Raw genomic sequence first — 22320 nt, 5'->3', positions numbered from 1 at the left:
CTGATCCCCGACCGCTGAAGGGGATCCTCGGCCTCACCCCGCGGCGCGGGATGAGGTCGGCAACCTCCCTACTTTGCCACAGAGGGAGGCGTGATCAGAAATCCACCCTCGTCGAGGGCGTTCCTGTCCTTTTTGTCCAGCTCCTCGTACGGGTAGACCGCCATCATGTCCGGCCGCCGGGACGCCGTACGCAGCAAGCTCTGCTCCCGCCGCCAGCGTGCGATCCGGCCGTGATCGCCGGAGCGCAGCACCTCGGGCACGTCCATCGAGCGCCACGACGCCGGCTTGGTGTAGACGGGCGCCTCGAGCAGCCCGGCCGCGTGCGACTCCTCGGTCAGCGAGTCCGCGTTCCCCAGCACCCCGGGCAGCAGCCGGACGATCGCCTCCATGATCACGATGACTGCGACCTCGCCCCCGAAGAGCACGTAGTCGCCGAGCGAAACCTCTCGCACCGGCATCCGGGTGGCCGCGTCGTCGATCACCCGTTGGTCGATCCCCTCGTACCGCCCGCAGGCGAAGATCAACTTCTCCGAGGCGGCCAGTTCGTGGGCGTCGGCCTGGGTGAACGGCTTGCCCACGGGCGACGGCACGACCAGCGTGCCCGGCCCGACCGCGTCGAGCGCCTGCCCCCACGGTTCCGGCCGCATCACCATGCCCGGCCCACCCCCGTACGGGGTGTCGTCCACCGTGCGATGCACGTCCGAGGTCCAGGTGCGCAGATCGTGCACGGCCACGTCGAGCAGCCCGGTCTGCCGCGCCTTGCCGATCAGCGACAGGTCGAGCGGGCCGAAGTAGTCCGGGAAGATGGAGATGATGTCGACGCGCATCTAAAGATCCAATAGACCCTCGGGCAGGTCGACGACGATCCTGCCGCCGGCCACGTCGACGGTCGGGACCATGGCGCTCACGAAGGGGATCAACGCCGTACCGCCGCCGGTCTTCTTCAGCACGATGAGGTCGGAGGACGGCGCGTGCTCGATCCGCTCCACCGAACCGTGCACCGTGCCGTCGGCCGACTCGACCCGGAGCCCGACCAACTGGTGGTCGTGGAACTCGTCAGGGTCGTCCGGGGGCGTCAGCTCGTCGCTGTCGACCTGCAGGAAGACGCCACGCAGCTCCTCGGCGACGTTGCGGTCGTGGATGTTCTCGAAGACCGCGATGCCGCGCCCCTGATGCCAGCGGATCGACTCGAGCACGAGCTGCTTCGGGACCTCGAACGTGACACCGGAAACGGCCGCCGGGCCGGTGCTCACGCGGCGGTCCCGGGGGACCTCCGTCACGAACACCGACCCGGGGACAAAACGATCTTCCGGTTCGTCGGTCCGCACGACCACCGAGACCTCGCCCCGGATGCCGTGCGGCTTACCGATCTGACCGACTACAAGGAGCACTCGAACTTCCTTTTCAGCGAAGCCGTCCGGAAAGCTCGGGTCAGTACGCGTCGACGATGTCGACGCGGATGCCGCGCCCACCGATCGACCCGATGACCTGCCGCAGGGCCTTGGCCGTGCGTCCGCCGCGCCCGATGACCGTTCCCAGGTCCTCCGGGTGCACACGAACCTCGAGCCGCTTGCCGCGACGCGAGTCGACCAGTCGCACCCGGACGTCGTCCGGATTGTCGACGATACCCTTGACGAGGTGCTCCAGCGCCGGCCGGAGCGCCCCGTCAGCTCGCGTCGGCGCCGGCACCGGCCGGGTCCTCTGCGGTCTCGGCGACGGCCTCGCGGTTGGGCTCGGCGCGGTCGGCAACCTTCGTCTGGTCCGGCTTGGCCTCGGCGGCCTCCGGAGCAGCGGCGGCCTTCTCCGCGGTCTTGGCCGGAGCCTTCTTGGGGGTCTTCGCCGGGGTGTCGGCGACACCGGCGGCGGACTTGGCCTCGGCCTCGTACACCTCGGTGCGGGACTGCTTCGGCTCCGCCACGAGCAGCGGCGGCGGGGCGGGAAGGCCCTTGAACTGCTGCCAGTCGCCGGTCTTCTCGAGGATGCGCTGCACGGCCTCGCTCGGCTGCGCGCCGACGGAGAGCCAGTACTGCACGCGCTCGGACTTGACCTGGATGACCGAGGGGTGTTCCTTCGGCTGGTAGATGCCGACGTACTCGATGGCGCGGCCGTCGCGCTTGGTGCGCGAGTCGGCGACGACGATGCGGTACTGCGGGTTGCGGATCTTGCCCATCCGCAGGAGCCGGATCTTAACGGCCACGGTTCTCTTCGCTCCTGAATGACTACGAGGTGAGGCGGCGGCTCTTACGTGGGGACATGAGAGACCGAAGCTTCATGGACTGGCGTCGCAGAGGGGTTAGAGGGCGCCTCACGCGAGCCGGATACCAGGGGACCATTCTGCCAGACGAGAGGGGGTGACTCCCAATCGGCCCGGATTTTCGAGGAAGCAAGATCAAAATCTGGATGTCGTGGCGGGGTGGTGGGTACAGACCGTCGCTCCCGCCGAGGGTCGCTTCGCTCCACGTGCGTGAGCGGTTGCGCTCTCAGGATCAAGATCAAATGCGGGCGACCACCGGGCGGTCCCAGCCGGGCGGCAGTTCGGTCGGCACCGGCCAGGACGGGTCGGGACGGAAGTCGAGCCAGGTGCCGTCGAACGGGAACTCGCCGGCCTCGATCAACTTGATCACCCGACGGCCCTCCGCCCACACAGCGGCCTCGTCGGGCACCCAGTAGAGGTCGGGGCGGGCCAGACGCTCGGCGAACTCGTCCTCGTCCTTCCACTCCCAGGTCAGATCCGGGTGGGCGACGATGTCCAGGTCCTGGTCGACCACGTCGATGCCGGCCGTGGCGCCGTCGTCCCAGCGGACGGCGGCCTCCTCGAGGTTGACGTAGTAGTTCTTGAACTCGCCGGTCTCGGTGCGGAACAGCCAGACCGAGTGATCGGCGCCGGCCGGGAAGAAACGCAGGACGCCGGGACCGCGCCACGTGGTGAGCGTCATCTTCTTGGGCGCGGCCTCCCACGCCACGAACGACGGCATGTCGCGGGGGCCGCGGGCGTCTGTGGTCGTCTCGATCGCGGCCGCCGCGCCGCGGGCTATCCAGAGGAGCAGCCCGCGGTCGTCGTCGGAAACAACCCGGGCGACGTGCACGAAGCCGAAGCGGCCCCGGTGCGTGTCGCGGTGGAGGACGAGCCGGCCGGGCTCGAAGCCCATCAGTACGAGCGGGCCAGGATGGCGACCAGGCCGGGTTCCTCGTCGGAGTCGGGCATGGTTCCGTCGGGACGGGTCAGGCAGCGGACCGTGACGGCCTTGCCGTTGGCCTCCTTCTCGCCCGCCTCACCCACGGCCGACCACGGCACCCGCGCCCAGCCGGTCTGCGCGGCCTCGATCGCCTCGCCCAGCGTCTTGACCTCGACCGTGTTCGCCTCGCGGAACGCCACCGCCTCGTCGTACAGGCGCTGCTGGTCGGCCTTGAGAGCGCTGGTCACCGCGCCCAGCACGTCGCCGAGCGGGGTCGGGGTCTTGGACCCGTCGATCCGCCGCGCGATCGTGACGCTGCCGTTGGCCAGGTCGCGCGGGCCGACCTCGATGCGGATGGGCACGCCCTGCAGCTCGGCGTCGACGGCGCGGCGGCCGAACGGGATGTCGGCCCGGTCGTCGAGTTTCACCCGTACGCCGGAAGCCTTCAGCTCGTCGCGCAGCCGGCTCGCCGCCTCGACGACGCCTTCGCCCGCCTTGACCACCATGACCTGCACCTGGATGGGCGCCAGGCGCGGCGGCAGCCGCAGGCCGTTGTCGTCGCCGTGCACCATGATCAGGCCGCCCATCATGCGGGTCGACGTGCCCCACGAGGTCGTCCAGGCGTGCTCGACCTTGCCGTCCTTCGACGAGTACGTGATGTCGAAGGCCTTGGCGAAGTTCTGGCCCAGCTCGTGCGAGGTGCCCATCTGCAGCGCCTTGGTGTCGCCCATCATGGCCTCGACGGTCATGGTGTTGGTGGCGCCGGCGAAACGCTCGCCCTTGGTCTTGCGGCCGGGCACGACCGGCACGGCCAGCAGTTCCTCCATGAACGCCTGATAGACGTTCTTGTGGATGTTGCGGGCGTGCTCGCGCGCGTCGGCCTCGGTGGCGTGCGCGTCGTGCCCCTCCTGCCAGAGGAACTCGGTGGTGCGCAGGAACGTGCGCGGCCGCAGCTCCCACCGCACGACGTTGGCCCACTGGTTGAGCAGCAGCGGCAGGTCACGGTACGAGTCGACCCACTTGGCCATGAACTCGCCGATCACGGTCTCGCTGGTCGGGCGGACCACCAGCGGCTCGGCCAGCTGCTTGCCGCCGGCGTGGGTGACCACGGCCAGCTCGGGCGAGAAGCCCTCGACGTGGTCGGCCTCGCGGCGCAGGTAGCTCTCGGGGATGAACAGCGGGAAGTAGGCGTTCTGCACGCCCTCTTCCTTGATGCGCACGTCCATGTCGGCCTGCATGCGCTCCCAGATGGCCCAGCCGACGGGCCGGATGACCATGGTGCCGCGCACCGGGCCGTTGTCGGCCAGCTGTGCCTTGGCGATCAGGTCCTGGTACCAGCGGGGGAAGTCCTCCGCGCGGGGAGTGAGCACACGAGCCATGAGGCGACATCCTAGTCGTGCCGGCTGCGCAACCTGCCGGGCGGGCAAGGCGTGTCCTAGGTGGAAGGGCGGTGCGCGGTGAAAGACACAGACGAGTTCGACAACTTCTACCGGGATACGTCCCGCCGCCTGGCCCGCTACGCGTACGGGCTGACGGGCGACCCCGGCGACGCGCAAGACCTCGTGCAGGAGGCCTATGCCCGGGCCTGGCAGCGCTGGAAGCGCCTGGCCGACTACGAGGACCGCGAGGCCTGGCTGCGGCTGGTGGTCAACCGGCTCTCGGCCGACCGCTGGCGGCGGCTGGGCGTGCGCCGGGCCCGCGCCGCCGCCGAACCGCCCCCACCCCACGCTCCCCCGCCCTCGGAAGACGCCGTGCTGCTGATCCGCGCCATGCGCACGCTCCCGATGGCCCACCGCCGCGCTCTCGCCCTGCATTACCTGCTCGACCGCTCGGTCGCCGAGATCGCCCACGAGACCGGTTCGTCCCTCGGCACGGTCAAGTCGTGGCTGTCCCGCGGCCGGGCCGGGCTGGCCGCCGCGCTCGGCGGCGACCACCCCGCCTTCGTCACGAACGGAGCCGACGATGCCCACTGACCTCGACGACATCTTCGGCTCGCTGGGCCGCCAGGCCGACGTCATCCCGCTCGGCACCGCCGAGCAGGCGCGCCGGCGGGGCCGGCAGCGCAGCCGGCACAGCGGGCTGATCGCGGCGGGCGCCGCCGTCTGCCTGGTGCTGGCAGGCGTCGGCGTGCTGGTCCGCCCCGACCGCCAGGCCGACCACCCGGTCACCCCGGCACCCTCGGCCGGCCCGCTGCCCGTCGTGGGATCGCCGATCGAGTTCGGCCGAACGGTGCAGGAGCCGACGCCCACCGTCGCCGACGGCAAGGTCTACACCGCCTGGAAGGCCGGCGACGGCAAGGTCACCGTGGTCGGGGCCGACCTGCACACCGGCAAGGTCGAGTGGAAGACGACCGGCATGGGCCTCGACGACGAGGTCACGACCTACGGGGTGACCGCGGTCGAGCAGGGAATCATGGTCGCCGTCGACTCCGAGGTCTACGTGTACGACCCGGCCCACGAGAACAAGAACGACTGGGTGTTCACGGTCAGCGACCTCGACGAGGTCGTGCCGTTCGAGAAGGCGCTCGTGCGCCGGTGGTCCGCCAACGGGCGGATCGACGCGCACGACTGGCGCACCGGCCGCAAGCTCTGGACGCTCCAGCCCGAGGCCGACCCGGCGGTCCGGGTGCTCGGGGTGCGGACGCCGAGCGACGACCTCACCGGCGGCAGCCACACCGACGACCGCGTCGTGGTGGTCACCAAGTCAGGCAAGGTCCAGGTACGCGACGTCGCCGGCGGCGAACTCCTGCGCACCATCACTCCCGTCTCCCCCGCGCAGGAGGGCAACGTGTTCGTGACCTACGACGGGTGGCTCTACGAGGGTGGGCCGCCGTGCTGCGACGGCTCGGCCTACCGCATCGTCGCCATCAACCTCGAGACCGGCCAGTCGTCGGTGATCCTCACCGAGGGGGTCGGGCACTCGTTCGGCGGACTGGACGTGTGCGGATCCGGCCGGGTGTGTGTGGTCGACCAGCAGGACAACGCGCTGACCTCGGTCTCGGCGGTCGACGTGCAGCAGCGCAAGAAGGTCTGGACGGTGGTCGGCCCGTCCGGGGCGGGCTCGATCTCGTCGGCCAACGGCACGATGCTGGTCGGCGGGGGCACAACGACGGTCCTGCTCGACGCGAAGGGCGAGAAGCTGTTCAGCAGCCCCGCCACCCACGTCGACTGGCTCGACCGCGACCGGCTGATGGTCCTGCCCCTCACCGGCGCCGGCACCGTCTCGGTGTACGACATCGCCACCCGCAAGCTGACCGAGCTGGGCACCGTCCCTCAGCGCACCGACATGTGCGCCCACACCGCCGACCGCCTGGCCTGTTCCACCCCCACCGACCTCCGCATCTACAGCCTCACCGGATAGCCGACCCGAGCCCGGCGCGGCGCGACGCCCGGCCCGGCATAGCGGGGTCAGCGGATGACGCAGCCCTTGAGGACGATGCGGCTCGGCGCGCGGACCACTCGCAGGTCCGCGCGCGGGTCGGCCTCGTACACGATCAGGTCGGCCAGGCCGCCCTCGACCAGGCCAGGGAAGCCGAGCCACTCGCGGGCTCGCCACGAGGCGGCGGCCAGGATGTCCTCGGCGGGCAGGCCGGCTTCCGCGAGGATCAGCATCTCCTCAGCGACCAGGCCGTGCCGGATGCCGCCCCCGGCGTCGGTGCCGACGTAGATGGGCACCCCGGCCTCATGCGCGGCCCGCACGACGGCCGGGAAGCCTTCCATCAGGCGGATCATGTGGTCGGCGTACGTGTCGAACTTGTCCCGGGCCCGCTCGGCGATGCCGGCGAACGTCCGGATGTTGATCATCGTGGGCACCAGCGCAGTGCCGCGCCGGGCCATCTCGTCGATCAGGTCGAGCGACAGCCCGGTGCCGTGCTCCACCGAGTCGACGCCGGCCCGCACCATGATGTCGACGCCCTCCTCGGAGAACGTGTGCACCGCCGCCCGCACCCCGGCCGCATGCGCCGCGTCGACCGCGGCCGCCATGGTCTCCGCATCCCAGGACGGGGCGAGGTCTCCCTTGTCGCGGTGGATCCAGTCGCCGACGAGCTTCACCCACCCGTTGCCGGCGCGGGCCTGCTCGGTGACGGCTGCCCGTACGTCGGCGACCCCGTCGACCTCGATGCCGACGTCCCGCAGATACCGCTTCGGCGGCGCCACGTGCCGCCCGGCCCGGGCCAGCCGCGGCATCCCGGGCTCGTCCTCCAGCTCCGGGTACGGGAAGGGCGACCCCGCATCCCGCAGCGCCAGCACCCCCGCGTCGCGATCAGTGACCGCAAGCTCCCGCGCCTGCTCCAGGCTGGTGATCGGCTTGGCCCCGAACGCGATCCCCAGGTGGCAGTGCGCGTCGACCAGCCCCGGCACCACGAACCCACCGTCACTGATCGTCTCAGCGTCCCTGACCGGCTCGAACGTGACCCGATCCCCCACCAGCCAAAGATCTTTCACGTCACCGTCGGGCAGCACAGTCCCACGCACATGCAGAGCCATAGGACAGTCCTACCCGATGGTGACCTCACCTGTCCGGGCGGCCGACCTCATCGAGGTAGTCGCGCTTGCGTGTCCACGCAGGCAGGTCCAACGTGATCTCCCACGGTTCGTGGATGGTGACCAGCTCGTCGGTCTGAAGCTGATGGTGGTAATTGCCGTCCACGCCTAACCGGTATTGCGTTAAGGTCACCTGGACATCCAGCGGATCAATGATCCAGTAGTGAGGGATACCGGCGAGGGCGTAGTCCTTCATCTTGTTGTTGCGGTCGTAGTGTTTCGAGGATCTGGAAATGATCTCGACGACGAGCGGCACATCAGCCGGCAGTACCGGCGATCGGTTCGCACCCTCCGCGCGGATGAGGACGACGTCGGGCTTAAGCTCGCTCCGCAGACCCATGCGAACTGCCTGTTCACCGTTGACGACGTACTCGAACTCCGGACACTGCGCTTCGACCGCGTTAACTGTTCGGTTGACGATGATCTGATGGATAGGAAGCGCGTGGGGGGTCAAGACGAGCCTTCCGTCGATCAACTCATAGCGAAGATCCTCGGGAAGGTCAGCCAGGTCATCGACGGTCAAGTCGTGCCGCTCGAGCAGATGAGGGTCGACCAGGGAGAGAACAGCGGTCATCGAATCCTCCTCGATGGGATCGCGCTCCATCATCCTAGTCACCCGACCAGTTGCTCTATGCCAATATTGATCAGGCCGGCGAGTACGTCGGCCTGATCGCAGCCTACCCAGCGTCGGGCGACGGACCTCTTCGTCCGGCGCAGCCGTCCTCGCGGGCGGCCGCACAAATCTAGTCTCGTTCTCGCGTCATCGCGGGCGGGTCGAGCGTGACCGGCCACGGGCTGTCGATCAGGACGTGCTCGGTAGAATGCCGGTGCTGCTGGCATTCACCTTGAGGCCCCAGGCGAACTCTGTCACGGCGATCTCATCGGCAAGAGAATCCACGAGCCAGTAAGCCGGGATGCCGGCGCGGGCGTAAGGCAAGATGTGATCCTGGTGGACCATCGTCGAATGCGGACGCCGAACGAATCGGCCGTCCAGCAGCTCGAAACGCATCTCATGCGGATAACTCGCGACGTCCTCGACGGCGAGGCGGCTGCCCTCGGTCACTGGTCGTCCTGAGCCTGCCGGAATTCATTGCGAAGCTCCGTCAATGCCGGAACGTCGATAGTGATCGCATACGGGACATCGGTTTTGAAGAGTCTGTTTGTGCTGACAATCGTGTCGTAGTGTCCGTCGGCAGCTAGGCGGTACTCGGTCAGCATGACGCCACCCTCGAACGTGGGGTCGACGACTAGGTACGTGCCGACACCGCTGGCGGCGTAGACCTTCAGCTTCGCGAACATGTCGCGGAAATGAGAGGTTGGCGAGATGACCTCGACGACGAGCAGCGCGCTCTTCACGGGGACAGGCGTGCGGAAGCCGTGCGCCTTCCGTACCACCAAGACGTCCGGTCGTGGCTCGTTCCGCCGGTCGACCTCGAGCGACACGTCAAAGGTCGGCCCGTAGCCGGGCGGGCAGTTGATACGGAGCATGTCGCGCAGCTCCGCACAGATTTCCTGATGAAAGTAGGTGGGGGACGGCAAGATCAACCTTCCGTCGATCAACTCATAGCGAAGATCCTCGGGAAGGCTCGCCAGGTCGTCGACGGTCCAGTCCTGCTTCTCGTCCAGCAGGCTCGGCGGCTGTAGGGCCGCAGTCATAGGGACCTCCTCAGGGGATGTCACGAGACTACTGTACCCATGCCTAGATCACCAATCTTGTGTTTACTTCTTGTCGTCGTCCTTTTTTTGCTGCTTCATGAGCTTATTGAAGTCAAGGTTGGGGAGGTTGAAGCCGCCCGCTCCACCCGCGCCACCCAGCGCGTTGGGGTCGAGGCCCGGGGGCAACTGGGGCATGCCGCCCGGGAAGCCGGCCGGCAGACCGCCGCCACCGCCCGTACGGGGACGGTTGTTGCCGCCCTTGGTGCCCTTGCGCTTGTTCTTCGGGCTCTTGGTGGCCTTGCGCCGGTTGCCGCCGGGCAGGCCCATCATGCCGCCCATCTGCTTCATCATCTTCTGCGCGTCGGCGAAGCGGTTGAGCAGCTGGTTGACGTCCATGACCGTGACGCCCGAGCCGTTGGCGATGCGGGCGCGGCGGGAGCCGTTGAGGATCTTGGGGTTGGTGCGCTCGCCGGGGGTCATCGAGCGGATGATGGCGGCGACCTTGTCGAAGTGCTTGTCGTCGAGCTCGGCCAGCTGGTCCTTCATCTGGCCCATGCCGGGCATCATGCCGAGGATGTTGGCGATCGGGCCCATCCGCCGCACGGCGATCAGCTGGTCGAGGAAGTCTTCCAGCGTGAAGCTCTCACCGGCGAGGAGCTTGCCGGTCATCTTCTCTTTCTGGTCCTCGTCGAAGGCCTGCTCGGCCTGCTCGATGAGGGTGAGCACATCGCCCATGCCGAGGATGCGGCTGGCCATGCGGTCGGGGTGGAAGAGGTCGAAGTCCTCGAGCTTCTCACCGGTCGACGCGAAGAGGATCGGCTCGCCGGTGACCTGCCGGACCGACAGCGCGGCGCCACCGCGGGCGTCGCCGTCGAGCTTGGAGAGCACCACGCCGGTGATGCCGACGCCGTCGCGGAAGGCCTCGGCGGTCTGCACCGCGTCCTGGCCGACCATGGCGTCGATGACGAACAGGACCTCGTCGGGGTCGACGGCGTCGCGGATGTCGCGGGCCTGCTGCATCATGTCTTCGTCGATGCCGAGGCGACCGGCGGTGTCGACGATGACGATGTCCTTGGCGGTGCGCTTGGCGACGTCGATCGAGTCGCGGGCCACCTGGACCGGGTCGCCGATGCCGCTGCCGGGCTCGGGCGCGTAGATGTCGACGCCGGCCCGGCCGGCGATCACCTGGAGCTGGTTGACCGCGTTGGGGCGCTGCAGGTCGGCCGCCACGAGCAGCGGCTGGTGGCCCTGGCCCTTGAGCCAGCGGGACAGCTTGCCGGCCAGCGTCGTCTTACCGGCGCCCTGGAGGCCGGCCAGCATGATCACCGTGGGCGACTGCTTGGCGAACTGGAGCCGCCGGCCCTCGCCGCCGAGGACGGTGACGAGCTCCTCGTGGACGATCTTGATGATCTGCTGGGCCGGGTTGAGCGCCTGCGAGACCTCGGCCCCGCGGGCGCGCTCCTTGAGGTTGAAGATGAAGGCCTTGACCACGGGCAGCGCGACATCGGCCTCGAGCAGCGCGAGACGAATCTCGCGGGCGGTGGCGTCGATGTCGGCGTCGGTGAGCTTGCCCTTGCCCCGGAGCTTGGTGAAAATCCCGGAGAGGCGGTCACTCAAAGTGTCAAACACGGTGAGACTTCCCGTTGGTCAGAAGAGAGCGGCGATGAGGCAAGCCTAGCCGCCCGCGGGAAGCCTTACCGGTTCCGCATCCGGTACGTCTTCTGAGCCGCCTCGATACGCCGCTGCGTGCGGGTGCCGGGGGCGAGCCCCTTCTTGGCCTTCGAGTAGAGGTAGTACCCGCCACCGACCGCGAGGGCGCCCACGATCAGGTAGAACAGCACCGGGCCGATCAGCGAGCTGACCACCCACCCGACAGCGATCACTCCGGCGATCATTGCCACCAGAAATGCGACGGCCTTACCCATCTCGGCCTCCTGCGAGTCGAAGAGCGTCGACGCGGGCCAACCAGCGTCGGCCTCCACCATGACTCAGCGAGGCAAGCCCGCGCATCGGCCGTGACCCGGAGCGATTCCCCCTAGGGGTCGATCACGATTGAGTACCCCAAAACGCCCATATCGCACCTAAGCCGTCTATGCCGCGCAACTCGCCGGAGAGGTCGCCGTTGGGCGGTCCGTGAGCCCCCGGATTCTCCAGTTGACGCCCTGGCCCGTACGCCGGCGCCTGCTCGGCCAGGCGCAGCGCCGCCTGCTTCCGCTCGTGCCGGAATCCCGCCGCCTGCGGGTGGCGCGGCAGATCGTCCCGCTCGGCCCGCGGCCCCGGCTCAAGCCGATCACCGAGGCGCCGGCCCTGCGGGTCCGCACGGCCTCGGGGCGGCTCACCGCCCGGCGCCGCCTCGACGCCCACCCCTCGGGCGTACGCCGGGAGAACCTCGACCGCGTGCTCGACGCCCTCACCAGCGCCGGCATCGGGTGGTTCCGCATCCCGGTGGCCGACCTCACCCGTACCGGCGTGGCCGTGGCCGAGGCCGACCGCAACCGCGCCCTGGGCGTACTGCGGGAACTCGACGCCCACCTGGAGGCCGTCGCCCCCCGCGTATGGCGGCTGAGCTGGCCGGTCACCGACCCGCAGGGCCGCCTGACGCTCGGCCCGGAGTACGGCTGCGAGGTCGAGTTCTGGAAGGCCGAGGGCGGCAACCTGACCGGCCCGCGCAGCAACCCGGTGGCCGACGTGGTGCCGGCCGACGAGCCCGAGATCGTCGTGGCCGAGCCGGTCTTCGGGCCGTTCGGGGCGCCCGGCGGGGCCCGCCGTTACCGCACCCGAGAGGTGTTCACGATGGTCAGCCCGGATCGGGTCGCGTTCCCGATCGACGCCGTGTACACCTGGGTCGACGGCGACGACCCGGCCTGGCGGGCCCGTAAGGCACGGGCGTTGCGCGAGAACGGCTGGGTGGCCGGCTCGAACGAGCAGACGGCCAACGACTCGCGCTTCGTCTCGCGGGACGAGCTCCGGTACTCGTTACGCTCGTTGCACGCGTACGCGCCCTGGATCCGGCATGTCTTCGTGGTCACCGACGACCAGGTGCCGGCCTGGCTGGACACCACGCGCAGCGACCTGACCGTGGTCAGCCACCGCGAGATCTTCGGCGACACGGGACGGCTGCCCACCTTCAACTCGCAGGCGATCGAGTCGCGGCTGCACCGCGTCCCGGGCCTCAGCGAGCACTTCCTCTATCTGAACGACGACGTCTTCCTGGGCCGGCCGGTGGCGCCCGAGATGTTCTTCACGCCGGGCGGGCTGACCCGGTTCTTCCCCTCGGGGGCGCTGGTCGGATCGGCGCCGCGCACCCCGGGCGACACCCCCGCCGACTCGGCCGGCAAGAACAACCGTGACCTCATCCAGCGCGCGTTCGGCCGGGTGCTGACCCGGAAGATGAAGCACACCCCCCATCCGTCGCGGCGCAGCGTGCTGGGGGAGATCGAGCTGCGCTTCGCCGACCGGGTGGCGGCAACGGCCGGGCACCAGTTCCGGCACCCCGAGGACATCGCGTTGCTCTCGTCGCTGCAGCAGTACTACGCGTACCTGACCGGGCGAGCCGCGCCCGGTCAGATCCGTTACCTCTACACCGATCTGGCCGACCCGCAGACCCCGTTCCGCCTGGCCCGCCTGCTGCACGACCGGCACCTCGACGCGTTCTGCCTCAACGACACGCACAGCAGCCCCGAGGCGGTGGCGGAGCAGGCCGCCCTGCTGGCCGAGTTCCTGCCGGCGTACCTGCCCTTTCCCTCCCGCTGGGAGCTGGCGATCCCGCGGGCGGGCACCGTTTCCCCGCGTACGCCGGTGGTGGCGCGACAGATCAGCCGGGCCCCGCTCTCGGAGGCGACGCGATGAGCTTCGACGTGGTCGTGCTGGGGCTCGGGTACGTCGGGTTGCCGCTGGCGCAGCAGGCCGTGCGCGCGGGTCTGTCCGTCGCCGGGTTCGACGTCCGGCCCGACGTGGTGGCCGGCCTGCGGGCGGGACGCTCCCATGTGGACGATCTGAGCGACCACGACGTCGCCGGGATGCTGGCCGGAGGCTTCACCCCGACCACCGACGAATCGCTGATCGCCACGGCCGCCCACGCCGTCATCTGCGTGCCCACCCCGCTGTCCGAGGGCGACGGCCCCGACCTGCGGGCGGTCACCGGCGCCACGGCGGCGATCGGCCGGAATCTGCGTACGGGAATGCTCGTGGTCCTGGAATCGACGACGTATCCCGGCACGACCGACGAGGTGGTGCGCCCGCTGCTCGAGGAACTGTCGGGTCTGGTGGCGGGCTTCGACTTCCACCTGGCGTTCTCGCCCGAGCGCATCGACCCCGGCAACGAGCAGTTCGGCCCGCGCAACACTCCCAAGGTGGTGGGCGGCTACACCCCGGACTGCACCGAGCGGGCGGCTGCCTTCTACGGCCGCTTCGTCGACACGGTGGTGCGCACGCGCGGCACCCGGGAGGCGGAAACGGCCAAGCTGCTGGAGAACACCTATCGGCACGTGAACATCGCGCTGGTCAACGAGATGGCCCGGTTCTGCCACGAGCTCGGCATCGACCTGTGGGACGTGATCCACGCGGCGTCGACCAAGCCGTTCGGCTTCCAGGCCTTCTATCCGGGCCCCGGCGTGGGCGGTCACTGCATCCCGATCGACCCCAATTACCTCTCGCACAACGTGCGCAGCCGGCTCGGCTACCCGTTCCGCTTCGTCGAGCTGGCCCAGGAGATCAACGCGACGATGCCCTCGTACGTGGCCCGCCGCGCCCAGAACCTGCTGAACACCGACGGCCAGGCCGTCCACGGCGCCACGATCCTGCTGCTGGGCGTCACCTACAAGCCCGACATCGCCGACCAGCGCGAGTCACCGGCCGAACCCCTGGCCCGTCATCTGCAGTCCCTGGGCGCCGACGTCGTCTTCCACGACCCGTTCGTGACCGACTGGATCGTGCCCCGGGCCGGCGACCTGCGGGGCACGGTGACCTCGGCCGACCTGGTCATCCTGGTGCAGAACCACCGCGCTTACGACGCCGACGAGCTGGCCGGGCTGGCCGGGCGCTTCTTCGACACGCGAGGCGCCACAACGGTTCCGCAGGCCCACCGGCTCTGAGCGGCTACCTTCCCAGCACCCGGTCGAGCGCGTCGGTCAGCGTGCGGGCGGGGTCGTCGGGCAGGCCGGGGCTGCGGAAGCAGACGTAGTTGTCCGGGCGGACCAGCACGCAACCGGAGTCGCCCATCTCGCGCACGCGGGCCCAGTCGCCGTACATGTCCTCGTAGTCGGCGCCCGGTCCGATGATGACCGCGACGACCGGCAGGCCCGCGGCCGCCTCGATCCAGGCCTCCCCACCGAGCCCGGTGATCAGGGTGAAGCGGCCGCGGCCGCCGATGTCCAGCGTGGACAGACGCTGCCGCCCCAGGCCGACCCAGGCGTGCGGCAGCTTGGCGCCGGGCCAGGTGGTGGCGTGGTGGTAGAGCTCGTCGTCGCGCGGGTTGGCCGGGACGGAAGTGCCGTCGGTGATGACGGCGGCCGAGGCGTAGCGCTGGTTGAGTTCGACGCCGTGGGTGTTGAACTCGTAGTTCTTGAACTCGATGGCCTCGCGCAGGGCGTCGCGCTGCTTCTCGGCGGCGGGCGTGGGCAGCTTGCGGGCGTCCATGTTCGCCTGCAACTGCTCGGGGTCGTCGGCTGAGAGCAGGCCGAGCGCCTCGAAGATGCGGGTGGTATCGCCGATGCTGCGGTTCGCGCGGTCGACGATCTGCTTGCCGATCGGCGCGCGTTCGGCGGTGTACGAGTCGAGCAGCGCCGGGCCGGCGGTCCCGTCCAGCACCATCTTGAGTTTCCAGGCCAGGTTGTACGCGTCCTGGATCGACGTGTTGGAGCCGAGCCCGTTCGACGGCGGGTGCCGGTGCACGGCGTCGCCCATGCAGAACACCCGGCCGCTCTGGTAGTTCTCGGCGTACAGGTGGTTCACCGTCCACGCCGAGGACGACTTGATCGTGACGGGCACCGTGTCGTCGCCGATCAGGTGGTGGGCGATGCGCCGCGCGTACTCCTCGGTGAGGTCCGGCGGCTCGCCGTTAATGTCGTAGCCCCACACGATCAGCCACTCGTGCCACGGGCGCACGCACCGCACCAGGCCCATGCCGATGCCGCCGACGTCGGATCCGGTCTGCAGCACCCAGTACAGCGTGCTCGGCCGGTACGCCGTGTACTGCGTCAGGTCGGCCTCGAACACGATGTTGATGCTGCCGGCCACCCCCATCTGGCCGACCATCGGCAGCCCGATGTCCTCGGCCACCTTGCTGCGGCCGCCGTCGGCGCCGATCAGATACTTCGCGCGGATGGTGTACTCGTCGCCGCGCAGCCGGTCGCGGACCCTGACGCGAACGGATGAGGAGTCCTGGGTGAGCGACAGATACTCGGTCTCGTACCGAAAAGCCGTGCCGCGGGCGATCGCGGCCGACGCCAGCACCGGTTCCATCAGGTGCTGCGGCATGTCGCAGATGCTCGACGGCGAGGCCAGCGCGTGGTCGGCCAGCCGCGACGGGTGGGTGTACCAGGTGTGCAGCCGGCCCAGCTCCTCGCCGGCGAGGCTGGAGCAGAACGTCGTGTCGCCCATCAGGTGCTGGGGCGTGGCCAGGGCGACCACCTGGTCCTCGATGCCCGCGTCGCGCAGCACCTCCATCGTGCGCTGGTTGGTGATGTGCGCGCGGGGCGTGTCGGAGAGGCGGCCGTACTTGGTGACGACCATGTTCCGTACGCCGTAGGTGCTCAGCAGCAGGGCCGCGGCGCCACCCGCGGGCCCGCTGCCGACGATGAGCACATCGGTCTCGACATCAGCCATTCCCGGCTCCCAGTCTGAAGGTGAACTCGACGGTGCGGCTGCCGTCGGGGCCCGGTGGGAACTCGACGATCAGCTCGTCCTTGACCCCGAAGACCGCGTCGGAGTCGAGGTAGCGCCCGCCGGCTACGAAGAGTTGAGTGATCAACTTCCGGTAACCGGGCGCGCTGATCATGAAGTGCAGATGCGGCGCCCGGTACGGATGCCGCCCGGTGGCCCGCAGCATCTGACCGACCGGCCCGTCGTCCGGGATCGGATACTCCGACGGCAGGATCGACCGGAACCACAGCGTCCCGTCGGCCCCCGAGCGCAGCCGGGCCCGCAGCACCGGGCCCTCGAGCTCGGGCAGCTGCACATCGTAGAAGCCGTCCTGATTGGACTGCCAGACGTCGACGACCGCGTCCGGGATCGGCCGGCCGTCGAGGTCGGTGATCCGCACGTCGGCCCGCAGCGGGACGCCCGGCAGACCCTCGGCCAGGTTCGCGCCCGAGGGCACGGCCGGCGGCCCCTCGACGTAGAACGGGCCGAGCACGGCCGACGGCGTCGTGTCGGGCGACCGCGAGTTGGTCAGCAGGTCGACCGCGCTGGAGATGCCCAGGGTGTCGCTGAGCAGCACGAACTCCTGCCGGGTGGGCGAGCACAGCTGCCCGGTGCGAGTGAGGAAGTCGATCGCGCCCAGCCACTCGGCCTCGGTCAGGTCGTTGTCGAGGACGAAGCCGTGCAGCCGCCGCACGAGGTCGCCCAGCAGCTCGGCGATCCGCGGGTTCGAGGCCCCGGCGAAGCTGGCCACCACCTGCTCGGTCAGCGCGGTCAGATCGGGCCGGTCGTCGAGGGCCGCCGGGCGGTCGCCCCGCCAGGCCTCCTCGAGAAGGGCGAGGACGCCCGCATCGTCGCCGGCGATCGTGGCCAGGTCGGCCTCGCCCAGCCCCAGTTCGACCAGCGAGCCGGGGGCGCCGAGCCGGGTGGCCAGGTCGAAGACCGCGGTGGGGGCGTCGGGCGCGCCCAGTGCGGCCGCTATCCGCCGCATCACCGCCGGCGGGGAGGACGCCATCACGTGCGGCAGCAGCACCGCGTGCGTCTCCGAGTGCGGCAGACCGTACGACCCGCCCAGCAGATGGCAGAGCTTGTGATGCAACCCCATCCGTACCGTGCCCAAGCAGATCCCGGCCAGCCAAGCGCCGAGGAGAGCGTCGGTGCGCGCGTCCGGATCGTCCGGCCGCTGAGCCAGCAGGGGCAGCGCGCGGGCCAGCCGGGTGATCGACTCGAGCGCGAAGTTGTCCGTCGCCGGGTTGGCGTCCGGCGAGTAGAGCGCCTCGACCGCGTGCGCCATCGCGTTGAGCCCGCTGGTCACCGAGAGCCCGACCGGCAGCCCGAGGGTGAGCTCGACGTCGTAGATCACGGTCTTCGGCACCAGGACCGGGTCGCTGCGGGTGGTCTTCTTCCCGTCCGCCGTCTCGCCCACGATCGGGGTCATCTCCGAGCCGGCGTACGTGGTGGGGACCGCGATCAGGGGCAGGCCGGTCCGCCCGGTCAGCGCCTTGCCCAGCCCGGTGGCCGACCCGCCGCCGACCGACACGAGGCAATCCACGCCGGCAGCGGAAACCAGCTCCAGAGCGCGCTCGGTGACCTCGACCGGGGTGTGCATGGCAACGCCTTCGAAACGGGCTGCCACCAGGGGTCCCAGCAGCGCGGCGGCCCGTTCGGACCGTCCGCCCACCAGCAGCACCCGGGTCGCGCCGAGTCGTTCCACCTCGTCGCGCAGCCGGCTCAGCGTGCCCGCGCCGAAGATCACCCGCGCGGCGTGCCCGGTGTAGACGAAGGTTTCCACGCGCTCAGTCTCGGCTCGCGGGCGTGGTAGATCCTGCACATCCGGGCTGCACAATTCAGGCGCGGCGAAGGGCCCCGGGCGTGATGCCGAGGTGGGCCCGCAGCACCCGGGTCAGGTGTTCCTGGTGCGAGAAGCCGCAGCGCTGCGCGACCTCGGCGATCGGCAGGCGGGTGCAGCGCAGCAGCAGGCTCGCGGCGTCGACCCGGCGCTGGATCAGGAACTGGTGCGGCGACAGCCCGGTGCGCGCCTTGAACTGCCGCGCGAACTGGCTCACGCTCAACCCGGCCGCCCCGGCCAGCTCCCGCAGCGGCAGCGCCTCGGCCAGGTGTTCCTCGACCATTTCCCGTACGGCGTGGAACTGCCGATCGGTGAGCCCGGCCCGCACCCCACCGGGGCGCGGGGACGCGACCCGGGCCCGCACACTGTGCCGCCGGACGAGTTGCGCGGCGAGCGCCTGCCCGAGGAGGTCCACATAGGTGCGAGCCGACGGTTCCCAGCGGCGCACCGCCTCGTCGAGGTTGAGCAGCAGCTGTTCCACGAGCGGGTCGACACTGCCCAGCTCCTCGGCCAGTTCCACCGGCTCACCGTCGTGCGCCGCCCGCAGCAGCTCATCGCTGAGGTAGGCGTGCACCGTGTCGAGGTCGCCGGCGAGCTCGACGGTGAGGTCCTTGCCGGCCGGGTGAACGAAGAGCCCGCCCGGCGGGACCGTGCGTGTGCTGGTCAGGCCGAGGTGGCCGCGGCGCACCGTGACCGGGCCGTTGAGGTGCAGGATCACCAGGTGGCTGGGAGCGCCGCCGAAGCTGGCCTGGTACGGCTGCTCGCTCTGGGTCGAGACATAGAGCTGCTCCCAGCCGAGGCCACGGCTGGTGCGGTCGGGCCGGACCCAGGGCTGCCGGAGGATGCCGTTGGTGTCCTGGACCGTGAGCTCTGTCACCCGACCATGACACCTCAGGTGACGCGGAAGGTCCAGCGCGAGTTGAGCGCGAAGTTGACGACCGGGACGGCCACCAGCGCGATCCCCTGGACGATCAGGTACGGCCCGGCCACCAGTCCGAGGATCGCGGCGTTGAGGGTGAAGGCGACGGCGGTGACGGCCAGGAAGCGTCCGCCCGCGGTCAGGTGGCCGGTCGGGGACCGGAAGACCCAGGCGCGTTGCAAGCCGTACGAGACCAGGACGCTGGCCACGAAACCGGTCGACGACGCCACGATCGGCCGCACGGCGAGCCCCTGAGCCAGCAGGAGGCCGACGCCGACGTGGGTCACGGCACTGGCGGCGCCACTCACGGCGTACCGCAGAAGTCTTTCACCGCTCGGCACGCTCGGCCCGCACCCACTGCTCCGGGAGCGACGCGATCTGATCCGACCGCTCCTGCACGAGGTACCGCGGGCGGCCGCGGACCTCCTCGTGGATGCGCGCCAGGTACTCACCGATCACCCCGAGCCCGAGCAGCAGGAACGTGCCCATCACCAGCAGCAGCAGGATCACCGTGGGGAAGCCGGCCACCGATCCGCCGCCGAGCCAGCGGATCAGCGTCTGCGCGCCCAGCAGGACGGCGAACGCGGCGAACGCCAGCCCGACCATGGTGACCAGGTGCAGCGGCGCCGAGGTGAACGAGGTGAGCCCGTTGACCGCGAGCCGGAACAGCGAGCCGAACGTCCAGCGGGAGCGGCCGCCCGCGCGCTGGTCGATGTCGACCTCGATGGTGCTGCGCCGGAAGCCGATCCAGCTGCTGGTGCCGCGGAAGAACGAGGAGTGCTCGGGCAGGCGCAGCAGGGCCTCGAGGGCCGGGCGGCCGAGCAGCCGGAAGTCGGTCGCGTCGATCAGGTCGACCCGGGTCAGTCCGGTGAACGCCTTGTTGAACGCGCGCCCGCCGAGCCGGCCGACCAGGCCCTGACCGGTGCGGTTGCGTTTGACCGCCTCGACCACGTGGGCGCCCTCCCGCCAGCGCCGCACCATCTCGGGAATGGCGTCCGGCGGGTGCTGCAGGTCGGAGTCGATGACCACCACGGCGTCGCCCCCGGCGTGCTCGAGCCCGGCCAGCACAGCCGACTCCTTGCCGAAGTTGCGCGACAGCTTGAGACCGCGCACGTGCTCGTCGAGCAGCGCCCGCGCGGCCACCCGGTCCCACGAGTCGTCGGTCGAGCCGTCGTCGACCAGCACGAGCTCGTAGGTCAGCCCGGCGGCGGTCAGCACCTCGGCGAGCCGGTCCACGAAGCGGTCCACGCCGGCGCCCTCGTTGAAGATGGGCGCCACTACGGAGATCATCGGGCTCGATACCGTCACGCTCGCCCAACGACCGCGACCGGACAAAAGTTACAGACCCGGCTCTAGCGCAGCAGCTCCGACAACGTCGGCGGATGAGCCCGGTTCACAAAGACGGTGCGGACTGTTCCGTGGTCGCGGTAGAGCCGGGACAACCGCTCCGAGAGCACGTCCTCCCACGACCGGTCGGGACGGTGCCGCTCCCAGGTCTCCCGGTCGGGCAGGTATTCCAGCAGCACACCGAAGTCGCGCAGCAGGGCGAAGGACGAACAGTCGGTCAGCACCACCGGACGGTGGCCGGGCTCGATCCGCACGCGCTGCCGCAGCGTCTGCACGAACTCGCGCAGCGGCTCGAACTCGAGCCCGATCACCACATAGAGGCAGGCGGGCGCGCCTTCCACGGCGGGAGCGGGCGATTTCGTACGGGACCAGGCCGGGAACCACCGCTGCAGCAGCGACCGGCCGTCCCGCAGCCGGTCCCGCTCGCGCCGCAGCTTCTCGCTGCGGCGGCGTTCGTCGACGAGCGTGGCCTCCATCGTCCTCAGCCGCCCGGCCATGGCGCGCAACTCCCAGCGCGCCCTCTGCATCGCGTCGATCGGCTCCCGCGCCGACGGCACTTGCACCGCGGTCTCGTGCACCTCAGCCTCCGATCCGTTCCCGGCGGGCGGCCAGCCCGCTCAGCCAGGTCGCCGCCCCGGTCGCGCCGTTGGCGAACGTCAACTCCTCGCAGCGCCGGCGCAGGGCGTCCCGCACCTCGGGCCGCATCGCCGCGTCGAGCTCACCCACGGACAACCCCACCCCGGCCGCCTCCGCGTACCGGGCCCGGGCGGCTCCGGGGTCCCGCGGGTCGGGCACGAAGACGCTGGGGATGCCGAAGCGCAGCTGTTCGTGGAAGCCGTGGTAGTCGGCCGGACCGACCACCAGGTCGAACGCCCGCAGGTGACGGCCGGCCCGGTCGCGCCGGACAACCTGGAAGCCGCGCTCGGCGACCGGCCCCACCAACGCGTCCAGCCGCACCAGTGCCGCCGGGCGGTCGTCCAGCCCCAGCTCCGCGCGGGCGGCCGCGGTGTCCAGCAGATCACCCGCGTCCAGCAGTGTTATCGGTTCGGCCCCGTCGGCCAGCTCGCCCGGCACCAGCACGTGGTCGAACCCCTCCGTCCCCTCGCGCCCCACCTTGACCCAGATGACGCCCGGAACCACGGGCCGGTCGCGCCACCAGCCGTCGACCACCACAACCTCGGGCCGGTGCAGGTCGATCAGATGGGCCAGACGGTCGCGACGGACCGCGCGGGACGGGATGTGCTCGGTGAGGAACCCGTCCACGGCGCCGGACGACTGGGTCACGATCACCGGGGCCACCGCGGGCGGCAGCCGCCGCGCGATCGCGGTCAGCCGGATGAGCGCGTCCTCGTCCTCGCCGACCAGCAGCATGCGCCGGGTCGGGACGGTCGCCACCGGCCCGGCGCCCCGTGGCCGGGCGGGTGCGCTGATCCGCGGCCGGATCCCGTAACCGGCCAGCCAGCGCAGGTGCGACCGACCGGCCCTCGGCCCGGGATCGTCGACGGCGACGGTGCGCTGGGCCCGTACGTCGGGAAGGTCCTCCACGATCGGCCGGCGCCCCCGGATCACCAGCAGGCGCGCCTCCACCGGCTGATCGTCGCGGGCCAGGTCGGCCAGGCCGTCGCGGATGAGGTCGCGCACCGGCGACCCGAACGGCAGCGGCCGGTCGTCGCCCGGCAGGGGCACGTGCACCAGCACGGTGCTCAGCGCCGCGTCGGCCTGGGCCCGCACCTCGGCCGCCACGTCAGGCCCGGCGAAGCGGAAGTCGGCCAGGATCGCCACGTCGTGAACGGTCGTCGGCACGGCGGATCCCCCTTCTGCGCTCTCTGGAGGGCCTAACGATCACCAACACGGACCGTCACGGCGGCGTAACCGAAACGGCATGGGCGTGGCCAACCGACTGGCACCCGAAGGGCATCGGCGTGGCTACCAACTCTTCGGCGCCGGCGCCGAACAGAAACGGTGAGAGCC

Annotated in this window: 23 protein-coding genes; 4 read left to right on the top strand and 19 right to left on the bottom strand. The window is 70.4% G+C overall.

Going from position 1 to position 22320, the window contains the following annotated elements:
* Window positions 1-68: 68 nt before the first annotated feature.
* From trmD to proS, 6 genes are all read right to left on the bottom strand, one after another.
* A complete protein-coding gene (trmD, locus tag LXN57_RS37675) occupies window positions 69-827 on the bottom strand; it encodes a tRNA (guanosine(37)-N1)-methyltransferase TrmD (protein ID WP_251803002.1) in 759 nt (252 codons plus the stop codon).
* A complete protein-coding gene (rimM, locus tag LXN57_RS37670) occupies window positions 828-1391 on the bottom strand; it encodes a ribosome maturation factor RimM (protein WP_251803001.1) in 564 nt (187 codons plus the stop codon). It abuts the gene before it with no gap.
* A gap of 40 nt (window positions 1392-1431) precedes the next feature.
* Window positions 1432-1689 carry an RNA-binding protein gene (locus tag LXN57_RS37665; RefSeq protein WP_014447131.1) on the bottom strand — a complete coding sequence of 86 codons (258 nt, stop codon included), beginning with the start codon at window positions 1687-1689 and terminating at the stop codon, window positions 1432-1434.
* Window positions 1667-2197: a 30S ribosomal protein S16 gene (gene rpsP, locus LXN57_RS37660; RefSeq protein WP_251803000.1), complete on the bottom strand. Its 531-nt coding sequence runs from the start codon at window positions 2195-2197 to the stop codon at window positions 1667-1669. The genes LXN57_RS37665 and rpsP overlap by 23 nt, the downstream gene beginning before the upstream one ends.
* Before the next feature lie 295 nt (window positions 2198-2492).
* On the bottom strand, window positions 2493-3149 hold the full coding sequence (locus LXN57_RS37655) for a ribonuclease FAU-1 family protein (protein WP_251802999.1): 657 nt from the start codon (window positions 3147-3149) through the stop codon (window positions 2493-2495).
* Complete coding sequence (gene proS / locus LXN57_RS37650; RefSeq protein ID WP_251802998.1) at window positions 3149-4555, bottom strand: proline--tRNA ligase; 1407 nt, start codon at window positions 4553-4555, stop codon at window positions 3149-3151. Before proS ends, LXN57_RS37655 begins: the two co-directional genes overlap by 1 nt.
* Window positions 4556-4633: 78 nt before the next feature.
* Between proS and LXN57_RS37645 the strand changes: the two genes are divergently transcribed.
* Together LXN57_RS37645 and LXN57_RS37640 are read left to right on the top strand one after the other, a co-directional pair.
* Window positions 4634-5149: a SigE family RNA polymerase sigma factor gene (locus LXN57_RS37645; RefSeq protein WP_251802997.1), complete on the top strand. Its 516-nt coding sequence runs from the start codon at window positions 4634-4636 to the stop codon at window positions 5147-5149.
* A complete protein-coding gene (locus LXN57_RS37640) occupies window positions 5139-6536 on the top strand; it encodes a PQQ-binding-like beta-propeller repeat protein (RefSeq protein ID WP_251802996.1) in 1398 nt (465 codons plus the stop codon). The genes LXN57_RS37645 and LXN57_RS37640 overlap by 11 nt, the downstream gene beginning before the upstream one ends.
* A gap of 47 nt (window positions 6537-6583) precedes the next feature.
* Here LXN57_RS37640 and LXN57_RS37635 read toward each other — a convergent pair whose 3' ends face one another.
* The 6 genes from LXN57_RS37635 to LXN57_RS37610 form a co-directional block, all read right to left on the bottom strand.
* A complete protein-coding gene (locus tag LXN57_RS37635; protein WP_251802995.1) occupies window positions 6584-7663 on the bottom strand; it encodes an amidohydrolase family protein in 1080 nt (359 codons plus the stop codon).
* A gap of 25 nt (window positions 7664-7688) precedes the next feature.
* Window positions 7689-8327: a Uma2 family endonuclease gene (locus LXN57_RS37630; RefSeq protein ID WP_251802994.1), complete on the bottom strand. Its 639-nt coding sequence runs from the start codon at window positions 8325-8327 to the stop codon at window positions 7689-7691.
* A gap of 195 nt (window positions 8328-8522) precedes the next feature.
* Entirely contained in the window at window positions 8523-8783 is a 261-nt protein-coding gene (locus LXN57_RS37625; RefSeq protein WP_251802993.1) for a hypothetical protein, read from the bottom strand.
* Entirely contained in the window at window positions 8780-9376 is a 597-nt protein-coding gene (locus LXN57_RS37620) for a Uma2 family endonuclease (protein WP_251802992.1), read from the bottom strand. Before LXN57_RS37620 ends, LXN57_RS37625 begins: the two co-directional genes overlap by 4 nt.
* Before the next feature lie 63 nt (window positions 9377-9439).
* A complete protein-coding gene (ffh, locus tag LXN57_RS37615; protein ID WP_251802991.1) occupies window positions 9440-11005 on the bottom strand; it encodes a signal recognition particle protein in 1566 nt (521 codons plus the stop codon).
* Between the two features lie 65 nt (window positions 11006-11070).
* Entirely contained in the window at window positions 11071-11301 is a 231-nt protein-coding gene (locus tag LXN57_RS37610; protein ID WP_221378581.1) for a hypothetical protein, read from the bottom strand.
* A 208-nt stretch (window positions 11302-11509) separates the two neighbouring features.
* Between LXN57_RS37610 and LXN57_RS37605 the strand changes: the two genes are divergently transcribed.
* Both LXN57_RS37605 and LXN57_RS37600 read left to right on the top strand, forming a co-directional pair.
* The gene (locus LXN57_RS37605) at window positions 11510-13225 is read left to right on the top strand and encodes a stealth family protein (RefSeq protein ID WP_251802990.1); all 1716 of its coding nucleotides are present in this window, start codon (window positions 11510-11512) and stop codon (window positions 13223-13225) included.
* A complete protein-coding gene (locus LXN57_RS37600; RefSeq protein ID WP_251802989.1) occupies window positions 13222-14469 on the top strand; it encodes a nucleotide sugar dehydrogenase in 1248 nt (415 codons plus the stop codon). The genes LXN57_RS37605 and LXN57_RS37600 overlap by 4 nt, the downstream gene beginning before the upstream one ends.
* Window positions 14470-14473: 4 nt before the next feature.
* On the opposite strand, the gene LXN57_RS37595 is transcribed toward LXN57_RS37600, so the two are convergent.
* The 7 genes from LXN57_RS37595 to LXN57_RS37565 form a co-directional block, all read right to left on the bottom strand.
* The gene (locus LXN57_RS37595; RefSeq protein ID WP_251802988.1) at window positions 14474-16201 is read right to left on the bottom strand and encodes an FAD-dependent monooxygenase; all 1728 of its coding nucleotides are present in this window, start codon (window positions 16199-16201) and stop codon (window positions 14474-14476) included.
* Window positions 16194-18026 carry a maleylacetate reductase and hydroxyquinol 1,2-dioxygenase domain-containing protein gene (locus LXN57_RS37590; RefSeq protein WP_251802987.1) on the bottom strand — a complete coding sequence of 611 codons (1833 nt, stop codon included), beginning with the start codon at window positions 18024-18026 and terminating at the stop codon, window positions 16194-16196. Before LXN57_RS37590 ends, LXN57_RS37595 begins: the two co-directional genes overlap by 8 nt.
* A gap of 55 nt (window positions 18027-18081) precedes the next feature.
* Window positions 18082-18960, bottom strand: coding sequence for a helix-turn-helix domain-containing protein (locus tag LXN57_RS37585; protein WP_251802986.1), 879 nt, complete (start codon window positions 18958-18960; stop codon window positions 18082-18084).
* Window positions 18961-18974: 14 nt separating this feature from the next.
* Complete coding sequence (locus LXN57_RS37580; RefSeq protein ID WP_251802985.1) at window positions 18975-19310, bottom strand: GtrA family protein; 336 nt, start codon at window positions 19308-19310, stop codon at window positions 18975-18977.
* Between the two features lie 19 nt (window positions 19311-19329).
* Entirely contained in the window at window positions 19330-20292 is a 963-nt protein-coding gene (locus LXN57_RS37575; protein ID WP_251802984.1) for a glycosyltransferase family 2 protein, read from the bottom strand.
* A 62-nt stretch (window positions 20293-20354) separates the two neighbouring features.
* Window positions 20355-20927 (bottom strand): hypothetical protein, encoded by a 573-nt coding sequence (locus tag LXN57_RS37570; protein ID WP_251802983.1) that lies wholly within the window; start codon window positions 20925-20927, stop codon window positions 20355-20357.
* Between the two features lies 1 nt (window position 20928).
* Window positions 20929-22152: a hypothetical protein gene (locus LXN57_RS37565; protein WP_251802982.1), complete on the bottom strand. Its 1224-nt coding sequence runs from the start codon at window positions 22150-22152 to the stop codon at window positions 20929-20931.
* Window positions 22153-22320: the final 168 nt, after the last annotated feature.

The sequence above is a fragment of the Paractinoplanes hotanensis genome (assembly GCF_023717965.1).
In the GTDB taxonomy this organism is placed as follows: domain Bacteria; phylum Actinomycetota; class Actinomycetes; order Mycobacteriales; family Micromonosporaceae; genus Actinoplanes; species Actinoplanes polyasparticus.
This window is presented reverse-complemented; position numbering and strand designations above follow the sequence as displayed.

Excerpts from the sequence above, each read along its gene's own strand:
- LXN57_RS37620 (WP_251802992.1), bottom strand. The coding sequence starts at position 9,376 with ATGACTGCGGCCCTACAGCCGCCGAGCCTGCTGGACGAGAAGCAGGAC.
- LXN57_RS37575 (WP_251802984.1), bottom strand. The coding sequence starts at position 20,292 with ATGATCTCCGTAGTGGCGCCCATCTTCAACGAGGGCGCCGGCGTGGAC.
- LXN57_RS37595 (WP_251802988.1), bottom strand. The coding sequence starts at position 16,201 with ATGGCTGATGTCGAGACCGATGTGCTCATCGTCGGCAGCGGGCCCGCG.
- LXN57_RS37600 (WP_251802989.1), top strand. The coding sequence starts at position 13,222 with ATGAGCTTCGACGTGGTCGTGCTGGGGCTCGGGTACGTCGGGTTGCCG.
- LXN57_RS37610 (WP_221378581.1), bottom strand. The coding sequence starts at position 11,301 with ATGGGTAAGGCCGTCGCATTTCTGGTGGCAATGATCGCCGGAGTGATC.
- trmD (WP_251803002.1), bottom strand. The coding sequence starts at position 827 with ATGCGCGTCGACATCATCTCCATCTTCCCGGACTACTTCGGCCCGCTC.
- LXN57_RS37655 (WP_251802999.1), bottom strand. The coding sequence starts at position 3,149 with ATGGGCTTCGAGCCCGGCCGGCTCGTCCTCCACCGCGACACGCACCGG.
- LXN57_RS37640 (WP_251802996.1), top strand. The coding sequence starts at position 5,139 with ATGCCCACTGACCTCGACGACATCTTCGGCTCGCTGGGCCGCCAGGCC.
- LXN57_RS37635 (WP_251802995.1), bottom strand. The coding sequence starts at position 7,663 with ATGGCTCTGCATGTGCGTGGGACTGTGCTGCCCGACGGTGACGTGAAA.
- LXN57_RS37630 (WP_251802994.1), bottom strand. The coding sequence starts at position 8,327 with ATGATGGAGCGCGATCCCATCGAGGAGGATTCGATGACCGCTGTTCTC.
- proS (WP_251802998.1), bottom strand. The coding sequence starts at position 4,555 with ATGGCTCGTGTGCTCACTCCCCGCGCGGAGGACTTCCCCCGCTGGTAC.